The sequence below is a fragment of the Nitrospirota bacterium genome (genome assembly GCA_016235245.1).
Classification (GTDB): Bacteria; Nitrospirota; Thermodesulfovibrionia; order Thermodesulfovibrionales; family UBA6898; genus UBA6898.
This window is the reverse complement of record JACRLO010000018.1, coordinates 20,439-39,385: the sequence shown is the minus strand read 5'-3', so window position 1 is coordinate 39,385 and position 18,947 is coordinate 20,439. Positions and strand designations below refer to the sequence as shown.

Below are 18,947 nucleotides of genomic sequence, written 5' to 3'. Positions count from 1 at the left end.
AATATATCCTTGCCCTTCCTACGGGATCGTATAGTTAATAGTCGGAAGATTTACTGATATCGCATTTATGCCATCAGGAATGAAGACAGCCATGGAATTGGATGCTATGCCGGAGCCGCTGCATGCTCCGTTTGCATAAAAGGTGGCATTGAAGACGGATTTACCTGTGGGAAGCTTCAAAGGCAAGGTCTCGCTCACGCTCTGGACGACGGGCTTTGATTCGCCGGCGTTAATCTGGCCGATCGTCAGGGCGATGCAGGCGCCGCTCGTTGTCGTTGGGCCAAAAGAACCGGTATATGCTGCGGTAACCTTTGCGCTGTATGAAGGAGTAACCGGATTTGCGGTGGAATTCAGGAAGACGAAATGCAGATTGCCCTGAACAGTATCAGTAGGCGTCACCTCCCGCTCCGATATCTGCAGTTCGGCATCCGAGATATCATCCGATGTCCCCAGTGTGCCATCAGGTCCGGCGCTTATCAGTGAGGCCGCTACCCTTCTGCTGCCAACGGTCGTGACGGTATAGATGAAATGCCTGCCCCAGGCATCTTTCTTGTACGTTGATACATCATAGCCTGCCGGCATGTAGGGACCTTTCCAGTTGGGATAGAGCATCGGCGCACCCGTGAGAAGGTCATTAGAGATCGTGTAATTGCCTCCAAAGTCCGGATTGCTGATTGTCGACGGCAGTTGTCCGTTGTCCCCGACAAATCCGAAATGAGTTCTCACGCCATTCTGTACCAGTTTGGGATCGCCCACCATCGCCTTCTTGAGATCGGTCATGCGCTCTCTGGTGGTATCGACCTCAGTGCTCTCCCAAATCCGGTAGATGAAGGGGACCATAATGCCGGTCAGTACCGCGATAATCGCCATTACCACGACAACTTCTATTAACGTAAAACCTCTGTGCCCGGAATGGGGTACTGTATCCGATCCCCCGCAAGGAGGGATCAACCTTGAAACGTATTTTCTGTCTGCAATACCGTATTTCATCTTACCCGTAGTCCTCCGACAATTTTGTAAAGAGGCAGGAAGAATGACGCAAGCGTCAGGAGCACAATCCCTCCAAGCAGAAGAAGGATGAGCGGTTCGATAATCGTGAAGACCTTTTTTAGCGTCTCCGGTATTTCTTTGTCATACATCGTGCTGATCTTCAGGACCGTATTGTCCAGCGTACCGGTTTTTTCGCCGATCTCTACCATATTCAGAAGAAGAGGCCCGAAATCACCGGTCATCCTGAGCGCCGTATTGATCTGCTCTCCGCTGAGCACGGCATTGGCAACTCTGTTAAACGACCCGGCAATAACGGTATTTCTGATAACGTCTGCAGAAACCCGCAGGGTTTCATGCATGCTCAGGCCAGAACGGTATAAAATCGCAAAGGTTCTGAAATACCTGGAATGATTAAGCTTTTTTGTGAGATCTCCGATGAGAGGGAGCTTCAATACGATACGGTCAATGATCCGCTTTGTGGTCAAATGCCTGCTGAGTTGCCGGTAGATGAAGGGAAGGGAGAAAAAAAACAGAAGGATAAACGGCCAGTACCCCTTCATGAATTCTACGGTCCCGATCATGATCTGCGTCGGAAGCGGAAGTGCAACCTTCAGGTCGGTCAGGATCTTCACGAACTTGGGCATAACAAAGACAAAGAGGATCATGATAAGGCCAAATACCGCGGTGAGGACTATGGCAGGGTACGCCAGGGCCGATTTTACATCTTTTTTGAGCTTCATCTGCCATTCCAGGTAAACCATCAGGTCGTTCAGTATCTGCTCAAGGCTACCGGCTGCCTCGCCTGCTCTCACCATGCTTGCATAATAGCCAGGAAAGATGTTGGGATAATCGAACATTGCCTCTGATATTGATTTACCTGATTCAAGTTTTGTGTAGATCATGGCCGCTGTTTTGGATATTTTCCTGCTTGCAGTCTGTTTTGCAAGATCATCCAGGCCACCCATAAGCGGCACGCCTGAAGAAAGAATAAGCTGGAGAAAATACGTAAAGTTCAGGAGGTCTTTGTCATTCAGTCTGAACGGTGCCTGAAACCCGAAACCGGCTTTGGATACCTCTATCAGCGTCAGGCCTTTTGCATTAAGGAGGTTTTCAAGTTCTCCTTCATTGGAGGCTTCCAATTTCCCTGCGATGACCTTTGCTGCGTCATCAATTGCCCGGTAATGATAAAAAGCCATCAGAATGCAATCCTCGTGGCGCTGTGAACTTCTTCCAGGGAAGTCAGGCCTTCTGCAGCTTTCTGGATGCCGACGCGATACATGGTCTTGAGGCCCGTTCGGATTGCCGTCTCGAAGAGCTCATCCGAGCCTTTCTTGGACAGGACAAGCCGCCTGATTTCTTCGTTCATCTTGAATATTTCATAAATAACAGTTCTGCCGCGGTATCCTGTGTCGCTGCATTCAGGGCAGCCCTTAGCCCTGTACAGGACCGTCTCTTCGGTGATCGCAGGCTCGAGCCGCTTCACCATTTCCGGAGACGGGGAATAGGCTTCCTTGCATTTTTCGCAGAGGAGCCGGACGAGGCGCTGGGCAATGATTGTGTCGACAGTTGATGCAAGCAGAAAGGGCTCTATGCCCATATCGATAATCCTGGGCAGGCTTGACGCTGCGTCATTTGTATGGAGTGTGCTGAAGACCAGATGGCCGGTCAGCGAAGACCGGATTGCAAGTTCCGCAGTCTCCACATCACGCATCTCGCCAACCAGAATGACGTCAGGGTCCTGCCTGAGTATGGAACGAAGGCCTGTCGCAAAGGTCAGACCTGCCTTGATATTTACCTGGGACTGTCGTACAAGGGGGAGCTGATATTCTATCGGATCTTCGATCGTGAAAATATTCTTGTAAACGCTGTTGATGATCGAAAGGAGAGAATAGAGTGTCGTGGTTTTTCCTGAACCCGTAGGCCCTGTCACCAGAATAAGACCATAGGGCATGACAAGGGACTTATTCAGCAATTCGATATCCTCTTTCATAAAGCCGAGGTTTTCAAGCCCCAGGAGAAGGCGGGATTTATCAAGTATCCTGAGTACGATGTTTTCCCCGCCCAGGACAGGGAAGGTCGATATCCTGAGGTCGAGCACTTTTGACTTCCAGGCGAACTCGGTTGCTCCGTCCTGCGGCACCCGGTTTTCTGCAATATTCATGGCTCCCATGATTTTTATTCTCGAAACAAGGGCCGGAAGGATCTCCTTTGGCAGATACATCCCGTGCTGGAGCAAGCCGTCGATCCTGTACCGCACGCGTGTGCCCTTGGCATCGGGGCCGATATGAATGTCAGTCGCTCCCTTCTGGAGGGCAGTAGTTATAATCCGATCAACCAGTCTGACAACCGGCGCTATAGAAATATCGCCTGACCGGGTTGATTCACGCTCAAAGGTCCGGAGCGCTGAGGTGCTCTGTTTGACGATATCATCGAGGTCGTCGGGAATATTTGCACTATCCCGTCCTTCTTTCTTCTGCTGGTCGCTGCTATGAACCATAGAGAGCACGGTGAACAGATCAGTCTGGCTTATAAACCCGAGACTAAACAGAATCGCACCGATAAGTTCCCCGGTTCTTTTCTGTTCCTCAAGTGCAATATTCAGCTGTTCCGGTGTAATAAGACCGGCTTCTATGAGACGATCACCAATACGTTTAGGTTGCATGGCTATCCTTTCAGGAGATTATCAGGCCCCTGCCAATAGAATACGATTGACCATATAATGTGCAATCATTATATCGCAACAAGGGGTAATTCACCATAAAAAAGTATTATTTATAAAGAGTTAGACAAATCACAATTCTTTATATCGTAACAATGGGAGAAAAACTTTAATCTCGGGATCAGCCTGTGATACTATCAGGCAATGTTCGAAGCCGAGATGGAAAAACTGATAGGGCAAAAACTACAGCGGCAGTTCATTGACAGGGCCTCTGCCCAGGGGCCGGTGATAGCCATAGGAGGGAAGAAACTTGTCAATTTTTCCTCAAATGACTACCTCGGATTTGCCGCTCATCCTGATCTTGTCAAGGCGGCAGCTCAGGCAATGCTCAAATACGGATTCGGTGCAGGAGCGTCAAGGCTTCTTGCCGGCGGGACAGTACTTCATGCGAAGCTTGAAAAGACGCTCTCTGCGTGGAAACGAACTGAGTCCGCTGTAGTCTTTAACTCAGGCTATGCTGCAAATACCGGCATTATACCGGCCATAGCCGATGAGGGGGACCTGATTTTCAGCGATTCGCTCAACCATGCCAGCATCATAGAGGGCTGCAGATTGAGCAGGGCAAAGACTATCATATACCGGCACGGTGATATCAGGCACCTTCAAACACTGATGAAGAAGTGCAAGACCTCCGGGAAAAAGATCGTTGTCACCGATACGGTCTTCAGTATGGACGGGGATCTTGCCCCATTAAAAGATCTTTATGACTTTTGCAAGTCTGTTAACGCATCACGCATAACGCATAACGCATTACTTCTTTATCTTGACGATGCCCATGGCACGGGAGTGCTCGGCAATGGCAGCGGTGCGCTTGCTCATTTTGGTCTAAAGCCGGAACCGTGGATAATACAGATGGGCACCTTCTCAAAGGCATTAGGTGCGTTCGGTGCTTTTGCTGCAGGGAGCGAAGATACAATGCAATGGATCTCCAACAGGGCACGAAGCCTGATATTTTCAACTGCCCTCCCGCCGGCAGTCATTGCCGCGGTCACTGCTGCCGTTCAGCTAATCAGAAAGGACCGGGGATTTGTGCAGAGACTCTGGACAAACAGGGAATACCTTATAAACGCTCTGCAGGCTATCGGATACGACGAAATAGTGAGTGAGACCCCTATTATTCCGATCAGGACCTCAACGATTGAAGCGGCGCTCAGGCTGTCGCAGTTCCTCTTCGATCATGGAGTCTATGCGCCAGCGATCCGGCCACCCACCGTTGCCGAGCCCAGGATAAGGGTTGTTGTGACAGCAGCCCATGAGAAAAAGCATCTGGAGAGACTGGTCCTGCTTCTGAAGAAGGTGAAAAAAGATACTCCTGGCGGGAGATTAAGCGCTGGGGATTGAAAAGACGCAGGACGGGCTTCCCTGGCCCATGCACTGTTCCATAGATACATTGCGGTTCAGGAGTTCCCTGAAGAGTTGAAGTTCTTCCAGACAGATCTCATTGAACTCAGCTGCCACTTTTTTGATAGGGCAGTTGTAGGCCCTGAGAATATAATTGTCGCCCTCTTTTGAGAGATCAGCAAGAAATCCCTCTGACACGAGAAGATTTTTCAGGCCCTGCACGTTCTCATCAATTCCGCTGAGGCCGGAAAGCGCTTCTTTTTTCTGTCTGAGAACTTTGTCACGCCGCCAGCCGAAAATTTTATTTATTTTTTCCTGCCCATCGTATTTCTTAATTTCCTTTAGAATATCGAGTGCAAACCTGTCGTACATTTTCGGGAAAAGTTCATCGGCAGATTCAGTGAGCATATAGACAAAGCCTGGCCTTCCAATGCCATGCTTTTTTGCGGTATAGCTGACAAGACCCTTTTTTTCGAGCGAAAGAAGATGCTGCCTGATACCCATGGGAGTTATGCTGATCTTCTTGCTCAGGTCTTCAATGGTCATGCCGCCATTTTTTTTCAGGAGCGTCATGATATTCTGCCGCGTCGGATTTTCATCAACTTTAACAAGCATTTTAAAAAATAGCATAAAAATACTATTTCCGTAAATAACTATTTTAATATTTATAAAGAAAGTTGCTTAAAAACGCCGGATTGCAGAGAGCAAGGGATTCGATAATGCATACATATTGCACCTAATTTGGTATGATAACAAGAGTAATTTGTGAAAAAATCCTAGCAGAGAGAGGCAGCTAAAGGTGCTCAAACTCCTCGACGGCATTGTTGAGCTGTACAAGAAAGTTGCTACATCACTGCCTCCTGACGTTGAAGAGGCGCTAAAATCTGCCTTGCCCCTTGAAGCTGAAGGCTCGACCGCGGCTTCCTCTCTTTCCGTTATTCTTGAAAATATCAAACGGGCACGGGAGACCGCGCGTCCCATCTGTCAGGATACGGGGGTCCCCGTCTTTTACGTCAAGGTCCCCTTTGGGCTGAGCCAGAATGAATTGAAACAGACCATTCTTGAGGCAACGCGTGAAGCAACGCAGAAGGTCCCCTTGCGGCCCAATGCCGTCGACATCATCACTGACAAGAACTCGGGGGACAATACCGGAGAAGGTTTTCCGATCATCTATTTTGAGGAGACCCCAAGCGGTTCGCTGATCATTGACCTGATGCTCAAGGGTGGCGGATGTGAGAATGCTGGCCAGACCTACAAACTGCCTCTTGAAGATCTCGGCGCACAGCGCAACCTCGAAGGAGTCAGAAGATGCGTGCTCGATGCGGTCCAGAAGGCCCAGGGCAGGGGCTGCCCTCCTTATATCGTGGGCGTCGGCATAGGAGCTGCCAAAGACCAGGTGTCACGACTTGCCAAAGAGCAGCTCATGAGAAAACTGACTGATCTAAATAAGATCGAGGAGCTTGCCCGGCTTGAGAAGCAGCTTCTTGCTGAAATTAACGGGCTTGGCATAGGCGCCATGGGACTCGGAGGCAGAATGACAGCCCTTGGGGTCAAGGTTGGCGTTAACCATCGCCATCCTGCATCCTATTTTGTCGATGTCTCTGTAGGCTGCTGGGCAATGAGAAGGGGGCGGCTGATATGGTAGAGGGGAAAAGGCTGAATCTTCCGCTCTCTGCTGCTGTTGTGGCAGGTCTTAAGGCAGGGGATATGGTCCTTCTCAATGGAATGATCGTGACCGGCAGGGACCGGGTACATAAATATCTTGTTGAAGAAAAACCGAAAAAAGAAGATCTGCCCTTTGATCTTTCAGGTGCCGTACTCTATCACTGCGGACCGGTGATGAAAAAAACAGAGAACGGATACCAGGTCATTGCCGCAGGCCCGACAACGAGCATGCGGGTCGAGATGTATGAGGCAGATGTCATCAGGCAATACGGGTTAAGCGGGGTCATGGGCAAAGGAGGCATGGGGGAGAAGACCGCTAAAGCGCTGCAGGAAGCAGGGTGTGTATACCTTCAGACCATTGGCGGCGCAGCCGCATATCTTGCAGACAGGATCGTCAGGACCATTGACTCCTGGAGGCTTGAAGAGTTTGGCACAACTGAGGCAATGTGGATCTTTGAAGTAAAGGACTTTCCCGCCATTGTTACCATGGACAGCCACGGCAACAGTACCCATAGAGAAATAGAGGCGGCTTCCTTTGAGAAGTTCAAAGAACTCATACATATGAAATGATTGTTATTGCCGGCGCATCAGGCTTTGTCGGCGGGCATCTTGTAGATTTTCTCCTTTCAAAAGGGCATAAGCTCAAATGTCTGGTTCATTCCGGGAAGGCAAAGGATCTGCTCATCCGGAAGGGCGCAGAGGTCGTCCAGGGCGACATTACGCAGCCCCATACCCTGAAGGGTCTTCTCAATCCTGGAGACATAGTCATTCATCTCGTCGGGATTATAGAAGAAAAAGGCACCTCTGCATTTCATGCCGTCCATGTAGATGGCACAAAAAATCTGATTGAAGAAGCACAACGCGCCGGGGCCGGGCATTTCTTTTATCAATCAGCACTGGGGGCGGACATGTCCTCCTGGTCAGGGTATCTGAAGACAAAGGCAGAGGCTGAAGAGATCGTCAAGCAGAGCGGTCTGTCGTATACCATATTCCGGCCGTCCCTGATCATCGGTCCCTGGGACGGGTTCACGAAAAAGATCATGGAGATGCTGAAGTTTTCTCCGGTCATTCCTCTGCCGGGAGAGGGCAAGGCGAAATTCCAGCCGATCTATATAAGAGACTGGCTCGCCTGCATTGGCATGGTCATTGATGATCCGGCAAAATTCATCGGGTCCTTTGATATCGGCGGACCTGAGCATCTCTCGTATCGTCAGATCGTTGAAAGTCTCTCAAAGGCCATGGGCCACAGGAGGCCGACGTTCAGTATTCCGATGGGGTTTATGAAGCTCAGTGCCTCGATCCTCGAGCGGTTTTTCCCTTCTCCGCTGGTTACGACCGACCAGCTTCGCCTGCTTGAACAGGACAATATCTCGGCTGTTGATATCATCAGAAGGAACTTTGGTTTTGAGCCGATCATGTTTTCCACTGCCCTCAGGGAGTTTATTCGATAGCCTGTCTGTCCCCTTTTCCCTATTCGTGATATGATTGGTCAGGAGGCGTTAAGCGGGGATGAAACTCACACTCAGAAAAAAATTCGGCCTCTTCATTGTGCTTTTCCTGATCGTTGTGGGAATGTTGATTTATGTCCTTAATGCTCCATACCGGGAGATGAAGTCCCTTATGAGTGATGTGAGATACGACATTGTTCAGATAATGGAGGCGGAAAAATTTGTCAGAACCATCTACGAGCAGCAGCATGAAGTAGCAAAGCTTGTTCTAAACGGCAGGGATAGATCAGGCCGAAAGGAGTTTGATCTGCTCAGCAGACATGCAGGAGAAATCCTTGGCAGATGGCAGACAGCCTTTCTTTCTGCAGAGTTTACCCCGGAAAAGAGAGGGCAGCTGAACGGTCGTCTCAATAAGGTGACAGAGACCTCAAGACGGATACAGGACCTGTCAAAAAGCGCGGTGGAATTCGCCGAAACAGGGAATGCACCTGCAGCTGTCAGGGTGATGGACATGATAGACGGCAGTATCAGACAGGAGCTCCTGCCCCATGCAGATGCCATAATTAAGGAGCTTGAGACAGAAGTCAAAGAAGATCTTCCTCTGCTCTTCAGCAGTCTTCAGCAGACCGCGGTAATTCCTCTTCTCAAGACTGATATCCATCTCAGGGATATGTCCCATGAGCTTGAGCATGCGCTCCAGATCCAGAAAATTTCGAGGTTCTTCTCCAGTCAGTATCTGGACATCCTTCATGTCTTTGCCGGGAGCTCATACCGGTTCGATAGAAGCCAGTTCGAAGATTTCAGAAAAAAAATCCGCGGGATGCTTGACGATTGGACGCAGGAATCACCCGACGGACAGGAAGAGGAGAAGAAAAAGGAGGACCAGCGGGAGATAGCCGCAATTCGCAGTATGGTACCTCTTTTTGACCGGATGGAAAAGACAGGCGAGGCTGCAATGAATCGGTCTGCAATTAAGAACAGAAACGGTGATATGGTCAGTTTGCGCACTGAACTGAATGAAATAGACCGCCTGCTTTCAGGTCAGTTTGACTCGCTGGTAGTCAATGAAGAGCATGAGATCAGGAAGAGTATTGATGCCGTTGTCAGGGTTGTCGACAGGGGGAAAAATACGATATTCATGATCAGTGTGCTGATCGCTGCTATCGGAATGCTGACTTTATGGTTTCTCTTCAGAAATATGGTCTTTCCTGTTATACAGCTGCGCGATGCTGCCCTGAAGATCGGGAAAGGCGATTTTACCTCTGAAATCAGGGTGGCGGCCAGTGATGAGATCGGCGACCTTGCGAAATCGTTCGACAGCATGCGGCAGGACCTCAACGCCTCGGTAAACAGCCTTAAGGATGAAATTATCGTCCGCAGGCGTGCAGAGGCCGAGAAGGAAGATGTTATCAGGGAACTTACGAATGCCCTGAGTCACATTAAGACCCTGAACGGTCTTCTGCCCATATGCTCCTCCTGCAAGAAGATCCGTGATGATAAAGGATACTGGACACAGGTCGAGTCTTATGTCTCTGAGCACACGGACGCTGAGTTTACCCATGGGTACTGCCCTGAATGTGCCGCAACGGTCCGGGAAGAGATCAATCGGCTGAAAAGGTCTCAATAGATGAACTGGCTGGAAGCACTTTCCAAGGAGGCTGAATGAAGACCCTGATTGCTGATGACAATGCTGATGACAGGAAGATCCTGCGGTGCCTTCTTGAACACCACGGCTGTCAGGTGACAGAAGCTGCCGATGGTCAGGAGGCCCTTGAGCTAGTGGCCCTTCATCTGCCCGACCTGATCATTTCGGATGCGCTCATGCCCCGGATGGACGGTTTCCAGTTTTTGAGAGCTGTCAGGACTGATAAGGCGCTGCAGTCCGTTCCGTTTGTCTTTTATTCTGCCACCTATACGGGGGAAGAAGAAGCTGCGCTTGCGATTTCATTGGGCGCAGATGCCTTTATCATCAAGCCCAAAGACCTTGTCGAATTCTGGGACGAGCTGAACAATATTGTAAAGGGGTGCCGTCTCAGAGATATGACGGAGTTGCGGGCTGTACCCATCAAAGAAGATCACGACTATCTTTTGAAATACAGCAACATCGTGGCAAACAAACTTGAGGAAAAGGTGAAGGAGCTTGAGAATGCCCTTGCCCAGCGCAAACAGGCCGAGGAGGATCAGAGGAATCTTCAGAATCAGCTGCGTCACTCCCAGAAACTTGAGGCAATCGGGACCCTTGCCGGAGGTATTGCGCACGATTTCAATAATATCCTCAGTGTAATAGTGGGATACGCTAACCTGATGGAGGTGAAGATGCCGGAAGGCGACTCCATGATGCCCTATCTGAAGGAGATCCTTGCCGCGGCAGAGCGTGCGACCCACCTTAGCGAGGGGCTGCTGATTTTCAGCAGAAAACAGGCCAGGGAACTGAGGCCTGTTGATGTCAATGATCTGGTCAGGGGAATGCAGAAAATGGTGCTCAGGATTATCGGTGCGGATATTGAGGCAACTATTATCCTTGCTGATGAAAAACTGATGGTAATGGGAGATTACGGACAGCTCGAGCAGGTGCTGATGAACTTTGTTACGAACGCGCGGGATGCCATGCCAGATGGAGGCCCCTTGGCTATACGAACAGCGCTTTTTGAGGCAGACAATGAATTTCCCCATGCGCATGGATCTGGAAAGCCCGGCAGATATGCGCTCATTTCAGTCTCTGATGCAGGCAAAGGTATGGATCAGGAAATATGCGAGAAGATATTTGAGCCGTTTTTCACTACGAAAGAGGTGGGTAAAGGCACTGGCCTGGGTCTGGCTATTGTGTACGGGATTGTGCAGCAACATAACGGATATATCAATTTCTGCAGCGAACCGGGCAAGGGCACGACATTCAAGGTCTATCTGCCACTTGTTCATCATGAGTCGTCTGAAGTCAAAGAGGCTGATACAGAGGCGAGCCCGCGCGGGACCGAAACCATATTGCTTGCTGACGATGATCCGAATGTAAGAAAACTTACGAAAGATATGCTTGAGCATTTCGGATATGCAGTATTGGAAGCACAGGACGGGGCAGAGGCGGTAAGGCAGTTCAGCGCAAACCGGGAAAGGATCGACCTTCTGCTTTTTGACGTTATTATGCCGAAAAAGAGTGGGAAGGAGGCATGGGATGAGATAAGGCAGATACGGTCTGATGTTAAGGTGCTGTTTGTGAGCGGGTACCCTGACAATATAATCCGGAAAAAAGGGATTGCGGAAGATCCTCATCTTTATTTTATGCAGAAACCGGTTATGATGAAAAGATTTCTGAAAACAATACGGGAGATTCTGGACAGGAAAGAGTGATTTTTATCGGCGATCCCGGTTCGCTTCCTGCCTTTCCCCTGGCCTTATTTGCAACGATCTTGCCAGCAAACGCGATAGTCGTCAACTGAGATAGTTGCGGCTGCTTTGGTCCAGAGGCGGTAATTGTCTTTTTTTTTCCTCATAAAAAGATTAAAATATGCAATTGCTGTATCAGAAAGGAGCGCTTCCATGCCCAAAAAAGACTATTTCTTTACATCAGAATCAGTAACTGAAGGTCATCCGGACAAGATAGCTGACCAGATATCGGATTCTGTCCTTGATGCGATCATTGCGCAGGACCCGGTAGCCAGGGTTGCGTGCGAGACTCTGGTAACTACCGGCCTTGCCTTTGTTGCCGGCGAGATATCGACCTCCTGCTATGTGCATATCCCGGACATTGTCAGGGAGACGATAAAGAATATCGGTTATACACGCGCAAAATACGGCTTTGACTACGAAACCTGTTCGGTCATCACTTCCATTGACCAGCAGTCAGGCGACATTGCGATGGGTGTTGACACCGGCGGCGCAGGAGACCAGGGACTTATGTTCGGCTTTGCCTGCAACGAGACGCCTGAGCTGATGCCGATGCCGATCATGCTTGCACACAAGATCGCGATGAAGCTCTCTGAAGTGAGAAAGCAGGACATCCTTGGCTATCTCAGGCCTGACGGCAAGTCACAGGTGACCATTGAGTATAAGGACGGCAAGCCGTTCCGCATTGACACTATTGTGGTTTCTTCCCAGCACAGCCCTGATGTGCATATGAAAGAGATGCGTGAGGACATCATCGAAAAGGTCATCAAGCCTGTTGTGCCGCATGAACTGCTTGATGAAGAGACCGTGAAATACTATATCAACCCGACCGGCCGTTTTGTTGTGGGAGGCCCGATGGGCGACACCGGTCTGACCGGAAGAAAGATCATTGTTGACAGCTACGGCGGCGTCGGAAGCCATGGCGGCGGGGCATTCTCCGGCAAGGATCCCACGAAGGTCGACCGTTCAGGCGCATATATCTCCCGGTACATCGCAAAGAATATTGTCGCGGCCGGTATTGCAGACCGCGTAGAAGTGCAGCTTGCCTATGCCATCGGCGTGCCTGAGCCGGTCTCGATCCTTGTTGATACCCATGAGACAGGCAAGATCGAAGAAGAGAAGATCGCGCAGCTCATCCGCAAGAACTTCAACCTTACGCCTAAGGGGATCATCGATCATCTTCAGTTGAGAAGGCCGATCTATAAGAAGACCGCAGCATACGGCCACTTCGGCAAGAACGATCCTGATTTCACCTGGGAAAATACTGACAAGGCAGCGGAGCTGAAGAAAGAAGCAGGACTGTAGTAATGCGGAATGCGGATTTCGGTACGCGGAATAAAAGCCGAAATCCGGGATGCATTGCTGTGTGAAATTATAGGGCAGCCCTGCGGGGTTGCCCTCAATATTGCGTGACTGCGTCGAGGGGCGCTGCAGCAGTCACCGGAAGGTGCGTCTGTCAGGCTCGATGGAGTGGTTCAACAGAAACGGCGCCCATTCAAAAAACCGAATGGGAGGAATACCATGACTACTGCAGCAAAAGACTACGTTATCACAGACATCAAACTGGCTGATTGGGGCCGCAAAGAGATCAAGATCGCCGAAACCGAGATGCCAGGTCTCATGGCCATCCGCGAGGAATACGCCAGGAGCCAGCCCCTGAAAGGCGCGCGCATCACCGGCAGCCTGCACATGACGATCCAGACCGCTGTGCTGATCGAGACGCTGACCGCGCTCGGCGCGCAGGTGCGCTGGGCCTCATGCAACATTTTTTCGACGCAGGACCACGCGGCCGCGGCCATTGCAGCGGGCGGCACGCCGGTGTTTGCGGTCAAGGGTGAAACCCTGCCCGAATACTGGGATTACACGCACCGCATCTTCGAATGGCCGGACGGCGGCTATTCCAACATGATCCTCGACGACGGCGGCGACGCCACGCTGCTCCTGCACCTGGGATCGAAGGCTGAGAAGGACATCACGGTGCTCGACAAGCCGGACAGCGAGGAAGCCACAGTGCTGTTCGCCAGCATCAGGGAGAAGCTCAAGCAGGACCCGAAGTGGTACTCGACACGTCTGGCGCAGATCAAGGGTGTCACGGAAGAGACCACCACGGGCGTGCATCGCCTCTACCAGATGCACGAGAAGGGCGAACTCAGGATCCCCGCGATCAACGTCAACGACTCGGTCACCAAGTCCAAGTTCGACAACCTCTACGGCTGCCGCGAATCGCTCGTGGATGGCATCAAGCGCGCCACCGACGTCATGATCGCTGGCAAGATCGCCGTGGTCTGCGGGTACGGCGACGTGGGCAAGGGTTCGGCCCAGGCGCTGCGGGCGCTCTCGGCCCAGGTCTGGATCACCGAGATCGATCCGATCTGCGCGCTCCAGGCGGCGATGGAAGGCTATCGCGTCGTCACCATGGACTACGCGTGCGACAAGGCTGACATCTTCGTCACCGCCACCGGCAACTACCACGTCATCGACCACCAGCACCTGGTGAAGATGAAGGATCAGGCCATTGTCTGCAACATCGGCCACTTCGATTCCGAGATCAACGTCGCCTCGATCGAGAAATACCAGTGGGAGGAGATCAAGCCGCAGGTCGACCACGTAATCTTCCCCGATGGGCACCGCATCATTCTGCTGGCCAAAGGCCGCCTGGTGAACCTCGGCTGCGCCACGGGTCATCCATCCTACGTGATGTCGTCCTCCTTCGCCAACCAGACCATCGCGCAGATCGAGTTGTGGACTGAAGCGCAGAAGGGCTCCAAAAAGTATCCGGCGCCTGCAGCTGAGGAAGCTCAACGCGCAGCTGACGACGCTCACCGATGCGCAGGCCGCCTATATCGGCGTGCCGCTGAACGTACCGTACAAGACCGAGCACTACCGCTATTAGCCGGTAGTTATCAGCATAACCTTGCGGCGGGGATGAATATATCCATCCCACTGCACAGAAGAATTACCTCGCAAGCTGGCAGGAAGGCACGTAACAGTTTTCATCGAATAATCATTAAAAGGCCGTATCCCGGAAGAATAAGGGATATGGCCTTTTTTATGTCGAAGAGTAGACACGTTTGGCCCTTCGTATCTTGTCCCCTTGAGAACCTCTGTGGTAGTCTAATGGCATGCAAGCCAAAGTAGTATCTATTAATATCAGCGAGAAGAAAGGGATGCGGAAGAAGCCTGTTGAAGCGGCGGTGCTCCGCACGGATTTCGGTATTGAGGGAGATGCCCACGCCTCCTCGCAATGGCACCGGCAGGTCAGTCTCCTCGCACGCGAAAGCATAAAGAAGATGCAGGACAAGGGCCTGGATGTGAAGGCTGGAGACTTTGCGGAGAATATCACCACCGAAGGCATTGACCTTGTTTCCCTGCCTATAGGAACACGCCTGCAGATTGGGCAGGATATTATCGCCGAGGTGAGCCAGATCGGTAAGGAATGTCATACCCGCTGTGCAATCTACTATCAGGCAGGAGACTGTGTCATGCCGAAAGAGGGCATTTTTATCAAGGTCATCAAAGGCGGTACAGTCAGAAATGGTGACAATGTCACTATCATAGCAAAGCCTTCCGGATCATGATAACAGCAGCCATACTCACTCTCAGTGACAAAGGCTCCCGCGGCGAACGCGAGGACCTGGGCGGCCCCCTGATCAGGGATATGCTCAGGACGATCAGTGCAGAAGTGCTTCACTACGTGATAATCCCCGACGAAAAAGAATTGATTAAAGAAAAACTGATCGAGCACAGTAACAACGTTGATCTTGTTATCACTACCGGCGGCACCGGACTCTCACCAAGGGATGTGGCGCCGGATGCAACGCTTGAGGTGATCGACAGGGAGATTCCGGGCATTGCCGAGGCAATGCGGATGGCAGGGCTTAAGAAGACGAACAGGGCTATGCTTTCCCGCGCCGTGGCAGGTAGTAAGGGCAAGACATTAATCATCAACCTGCCTGGAAGTCCAAAGGCAGTGAAAGAAGGATTAGACGCGATTATGGATGTGATACCGCATGCAATAGAGAAGATCAAGGGCAGCACCGAGGACTGCGCGCTGACCGAAGGAATGTGCAGATGAAGGATGTCTCTTTTTCCCTTGCATTTGCTGCGGGTGTCCTATCTTTTCTCTCTCCCTGCGTGCTTCCCCTTGTTCCGTCTTATATCACCTTCATCACCGGTGTCTCATTCGAAGACCTGAAAGAGGGAACTGACCGCAAGCGCATCCGGTTTCTGACGATAACGAATTCGCTTGCCTTTATCGCAGGTTTTTCCCTGATTTTTATAGCACTTGGGGCATCGTCTTCGATGATCGGCGGGTTCCTCTTACATTACCAGGACTGGATAAGGATTATCGGCGGGGTGGTGGTCATCTTTTTTGGTTTTTTTGTCTCAGGCATTATCAGACTGGATTTCCTGACCCGGGAACGGAAATTTCATCTGTCCGGAAAACCTGCCGGGTACGTGGGAACTTTTCTGGTCGGCATGACCTTTGCCGCTGCCTGGACCCCCTGCATAGGCCCGATCCTTGGTACGATCCTGCTTTATGCCGGTTCAAAGGGGTCTGCTGCATATGGCTTCAAACTGCTTTCGGTTTATTCTCTTGGCCTTGCCCTGCCATTTTTCGTCTCTTCTCTTATGTTTAACTCGTTCCTGAGCTATTCTGCCAGGATCCGAAAATATATGAGGGTCATTATGCTGATCAGCGGCATTGTACTTATTGCCTTTGGCGTTTTGCTCCTAACCAATAACGTCCGTCAGCTCACAACGTTTTTCCCGGACCTCGGCATAAACTTCTAGGAATTGCTTATCTAATCCCGTCGAACCTTTTCAGTATAAGCGCTATGCTATAATAGCTGTCGTAATTCCTGAAAAATCATTATTAATCCCTGAATATTTCCGGAGGCAACGGTCTGTGGAAGAGAGATACGATCCATTAACTATCGAACCAAAATGGCAGCAGTACTGGGAAGAGAGAAATCTTTTCAGAACTGACCAGGATGACTCGCGCAAAAAATTCTACTGTCTGGAAATGTTCCCTTATCCCTCCGGAAAGATCCATATGGGCCATGTGCGCAACTACGCCATCGGCGATGTGATTGCCCGATATAAAAGGATGCAGGGGTATAATGTCCTTCATCCCATGGGATGGGACTCCTTTGGCATGCCGGCTGAGAATGCTGCGATCAAGCATAATGTCCACCCTTCGCAGTGGACGTATGAGAACATCAGTTATATGAAAGGCCAGCTCAAGAAGCTCGGTCTGAGCTATGACTGGTCCAGGGAAGTGGCAACCTGCAGCCCTGAATATTACCGGTGGAACCAGTGGTTTTTCATCAAAATGCTCGAAAAAGGACTTGCCTATAGAAAGTCCTCATACGTGAACTGGTGCCATTCCTGTGCAACCGTTCTTGCCAACGAGCAGGTGATTGATACGAAATGCTGGCGCTGCGACAGCGTTGTGGTGCAGAAGAAGCTTGAACAGTGGTTTCTGCGGATAACCAACTATGCGGAAGAACTTCTGAGCGGCTGTGATTCCCTGTCTGGCTGGCCTGAGAAGGTCGTGCTTATGCAGAAGAACTGGATCGGCAAGAGCCATGGCGCTGAGGTAGATTTCAGTGTTGAGGGGATCGACCAGAATATAAGAATATTCACCACGAGACCAGATACGCTTTTTGGCGCGACCTTTCTCTGCCTTTCTCCCGGGCATCCGCTTGCTGAGAAGCTTGTTGCCGATAAAGACGCGCTTGAGCAGGTGAGATCTCAATACGGCAAGGTCGACGAAAAGGTTGGTCTTTTCACCGGGGCATACTGTATCAATCCGATGAATAATGAAAAGATCCCTGTCTATATTGCGAATTTTGTTTTGATGGAATACGGCACCGGCGCGATCATGTCGGTTCCTGCCCATGATCAGCGCGATTTTGAATTCGCAGAAAAATACGGACTCCCGGTGAGACAGGTCATAGGAAGGCCGCAGGAAGTCGGGAGCCAGGGATTAAAAGAAGCTTATGAAGACGAGGGAATTCTTCTTGATTCAGGGCAGTTCAGCGGCCTCCATAGCGCTGATGCAAAACAGAAGATCGCCGGTTATCTCGAAGAAAAGGGCCTTGGCAAGAAGGTTATTAACTACAAACTGCGTGACTGGGGTATATCGCGGCAGCGGTACTGGGGAACACCTATTCCGGTGATCTACTGCGACAACTGCGGGATTGTGCCTGTACCCGAGAAGGACCTGCCGGTGATACTGCCCGAAGATGTGAAATTTACCGGCACCGGCGGTTCTCCGCTTCAGGAATCGGACGCGTTTCTTCAGACTGCCTGTCCGAAGTGCGGTGGAAAAGCACGGCGCGAGACAGATACCATGGACACCTTTGTGGACTCTTCCTGGTATTTTGTCGCCTATTGTTTAAAGGAAGGGAATGGGAATTTGGGATTTGGGATTGGCGAAAAAAACAGTGCACTGACTGACCCCCAACTCTCAAACTCCAACCCCCTGCAATACTGGATGCCTGTGGACCAGTATGTCGGCGGCGTTGAGCATGCCGTTCTTCATCTTCTCTATTCGCGGTTCTTTACCCGTGTGATCCGCGATCTCGGCATTATTGATGTTAGCGAGCCCTTCGTAAACCTGCTGACACAGGGCATGGTCATCAAGGACGGCGCAAAGATGTCCAAATCAAAGGGCAATGTAATTGATCCTGACTATCTCATAAACCGATACGGCTCTGATACGTCGAGGCTCTTCTCCCTTTTTGCCGCTCCGCCCGAAAAAGACCTTGACTGGTCTGACAAGGGCGTTGATGGAGCCTATCGTTTTCTGAACAGGGTCTGGTCAGTTGCCCGGAAGCATGCCGATGCATTGAAGAAGGCTGCTGCCGGTTCAGCCGAACTCTCGGAGACCGCAAGAGCAGTTCTTAGAAAGACGCACCAGACGATCAGGAAAGTTACCGCAGATATTGAAAAAGATTATCATTTTAATACCGCAATTGCTGCGATGATGGAACTGGTGAACGAACTGGTAGGCTTCGAGCCCGGCAATGAAAAGGAGCTGCAGGCATACACGTTTGCGGTCGAAAATCTTCTCCTGCTTCTGTCTCCCTTTACCCCGCATATTGTTGAGGAGCTCTGGGCCCAGATGGACCATAAGAAAAACGCCTCGGAAATGCCCTGGCCGGTCTGGGATGAGGAGATCGCAAAAGATGAGGAGATCGAGCTTGTGATCCAGATCAATGGCAAGCTGAGGGGCAAGCTTATGATTCCTGCCGGACTGCCGGACGATGATGTAAAAGAGCGAGCGCTCAAGGACAGTAAGGTTGGCGAGTTTATCGGCGGACAGGCCATTAAAAAGGTTATTGTGATTAAGGGCCGTCTTGTAAATATCGTTGTGGGGGGATGATGGCGCGCAG

The 18,947-nt window shown here is 50.9% G+C and carries 13 protein-coding genes, 2 pseudogenes and 1 riboswitch; of the genes and pseudogenes, 11 read left to right on the top strand and 4 right to left on the bottom strand.

From position 1 onward, the window contains the following. Positions 1-18: 18 nt before the first annotated feature. Genes HZB31_08635 through HZB31_08625 form a run of 3 tightly spaced genes read right to left on the bottom strand, consistent with a single transcriptional unit; the run spans position 19 to position 3,652 of the window. Positions 19-990, bottom strand: coding sequence for a prepilin-type N-terminal cleavage/methylation domain-containing protein (locus tag HZB31_08635; protein MBI5847998.1), 972 nt, complete (start codon positions 988-990; stop codon positions 19-21). Then, positions 987-2,186 (bottom strand): type II secretion system F family protein, encoded by a 1,200-nt coding sequence (locus tag HZB31_08630; GenBank protein MBI5847997.1) that lies wholly within the window; start codon positions 2,184-2,186, stop codon positions 987-989. The genes HZB31_08635 and HZB31_08630 overlap by 4 nt, the downstream gene beginning before the upstream one ends. Next, positions 2,186-3,652: a type II/IV secretion system protein gene (locus HZB31_08625; protein MBI5847996.1), complete on the bottom strand. Its 1,467-nt coding sequence runs from the start codon at positions 3,650-3,652 to the stop codon at positions 2,186-2,188. Before HZB31_08625 ends, HZB31_08630 begins: the two co-directional genes overlap by 1 nt. Before the next feature lie 201 nt (positions 3,653-3,853). On the opposite strand from HZB31_08625, the gene HZB31_08620 reads away from it, so the two are divergent. After that, complete coding sequence (locus HZB31_08620) at positions 3,854-5,050, top strand: 8-amino-7-oxononanoate synthase (protein ID MBI5847995.1); 1,197 nt, start codon at positions 3,854-3,856, stop codon at positions 5,048-5,050. Here HZB31_08620 and HZB31_08615 read toward each other — a convergent pair. Further along, on the bottom strand, positions 5,033-5,665 hold the full coding sequence (locus HZB31_08615; protein ID MBI5847994.1) for a winged helix-turn-helix transcriptional regulator: 633 nt from the start codon (positions 5,663-5,665) through the stop codon (positions 5,033-5,035). The genes HZB31_08620 and HZB31_08615 overlap by 18 nt on opposite strands. A gap of 184 nt (positions 5,666-5,849) precedes the next feature. On the opposite strand from HZB31_08615, the pseudogene HZB31_08610 reads away from it, so the two are divergent. From HZB31_08610 to HZB31_08565, 10 genes and pseudogenes are all read left to right on the top strand, one after another. Then, positions 5,850-7,285: pseudogene (locus HZB31_08610) on the top strand (fumarate hydratase). Then, positions 7,282-8,166 (top strand): NAD(P)H-binding protein, encoded by an 885-nt coding sequence (locus HZB31_08605; protein ID MBI5847993.1) that lies wholly within the window; start codon positions 7,282-7,284, stop codon positions 8,164-8,166. Before HZB31_08610 ends, HZB31_08605 begins: the two are co-directional and overlap by 4 nt. A gap of 58 nt (positions 8,167-8,224) precedes the next feature. Then, positions 8,225-9,790, top strand: a complete 1,566-nt coding sequence (locus HZB31_08600; protein ID MBI5847992.1) for a HAMP domain-containing protein — start codon at positions 8,225-8,227, stop codon at positions 9,788-9,790. Positions 9,791-9,825: 35 nt separating this feature from the next. Next, positions 9,826-11,508 carry a response regulator gene (locus tag HZB31_08595; protein MBI5847991.1) on the top strand — a complete coding sequence of 561 codons (1,683 nt, stop codon included), beginning with the start codon at positions 9,826-9,828 and terminating at the stop codon, positions 11,506-11,508. Between the two features lie 189 nt (positions 11,509-11,697). Next, complete coding sequence (locus tag HZB31_08590; GenBank protein ID MBI5847990.1) at positions 11,698-12,849, top strand: methionine adenosyltransferase; 1,152 nt, start codon at positions 11,698-11,700, stop codon at positions 12,847-12,849. A gap of 109 nt (positions 12,850-12,958) precedes the next feature. After that, positions 12,959-13,044, top strand: a riboswitch (S-adenosyl-L-homocysteine riboswitch). Positions 13,045-13,065: 21 nt separating this feature from the next. Next, a pseudogene (locus HZB31_08585) lies at positions 13,066-14,437 on the top strand (adenosylhomocysteinase). Between the two features lie 229 nt (positions 14,438-14,666). Continuing rightward, positions 14,667-15,122, top strand: coding sequence for an MOSC domain-containing protein (locus tag HZB31_08580; GenBank protein ID MBI5847989.1), 456 nt, complete (start codon positions 14,667-14,669; stop codon positions 15,120-15,122). Beyond that, positions 15,119-15,619 carry a MogA/MoaB family molybdenum cofactor biosynthesis protein gene (locus HZB31_08575; protein MBI5847988.1) on the top strand — a complete coding sequence of 167 codons (501 nt, stop codon included), beginning with the start codon at positions 15,119-15,121 and terminating at the stop codon, positions 15,617-15,619. Before HZB31_08580 ends, HZB31_08575 begins: the two co-directional genes overlap by 4 nt. After that, the gene (locus HZB31_08570) at positions 15,610-16,338 is read left to right on the top strand and encodes a cytochrome c biogenesis protein CcdA (protein MBI5847987.1); all 729 of its coding nucleotides are present in this window, start codon (positions 15,610-15,612) and stop codon (positions 16,336-16,338) included. The genes HZB31_08575 and HZB31_08570 overlap by 10 nt, the downstream gene beginning before the upstream one ends. A 115-nt stretch (positions 16,339-16,453) precedes the next feature. Then, positions 16,454-18,937: a leucine--tRNA ligase gene (locus tag HZB31_08565; GenBank protein ID MBI5847986.1), complete on the top strand. Its 2,484-nt coding sequence runs from the start codon at positions 16,454-16,456 to the stop codon at positions 18,935-18,937. Positions 18,938-18,947: the final 10 nt, after the last annotated feature.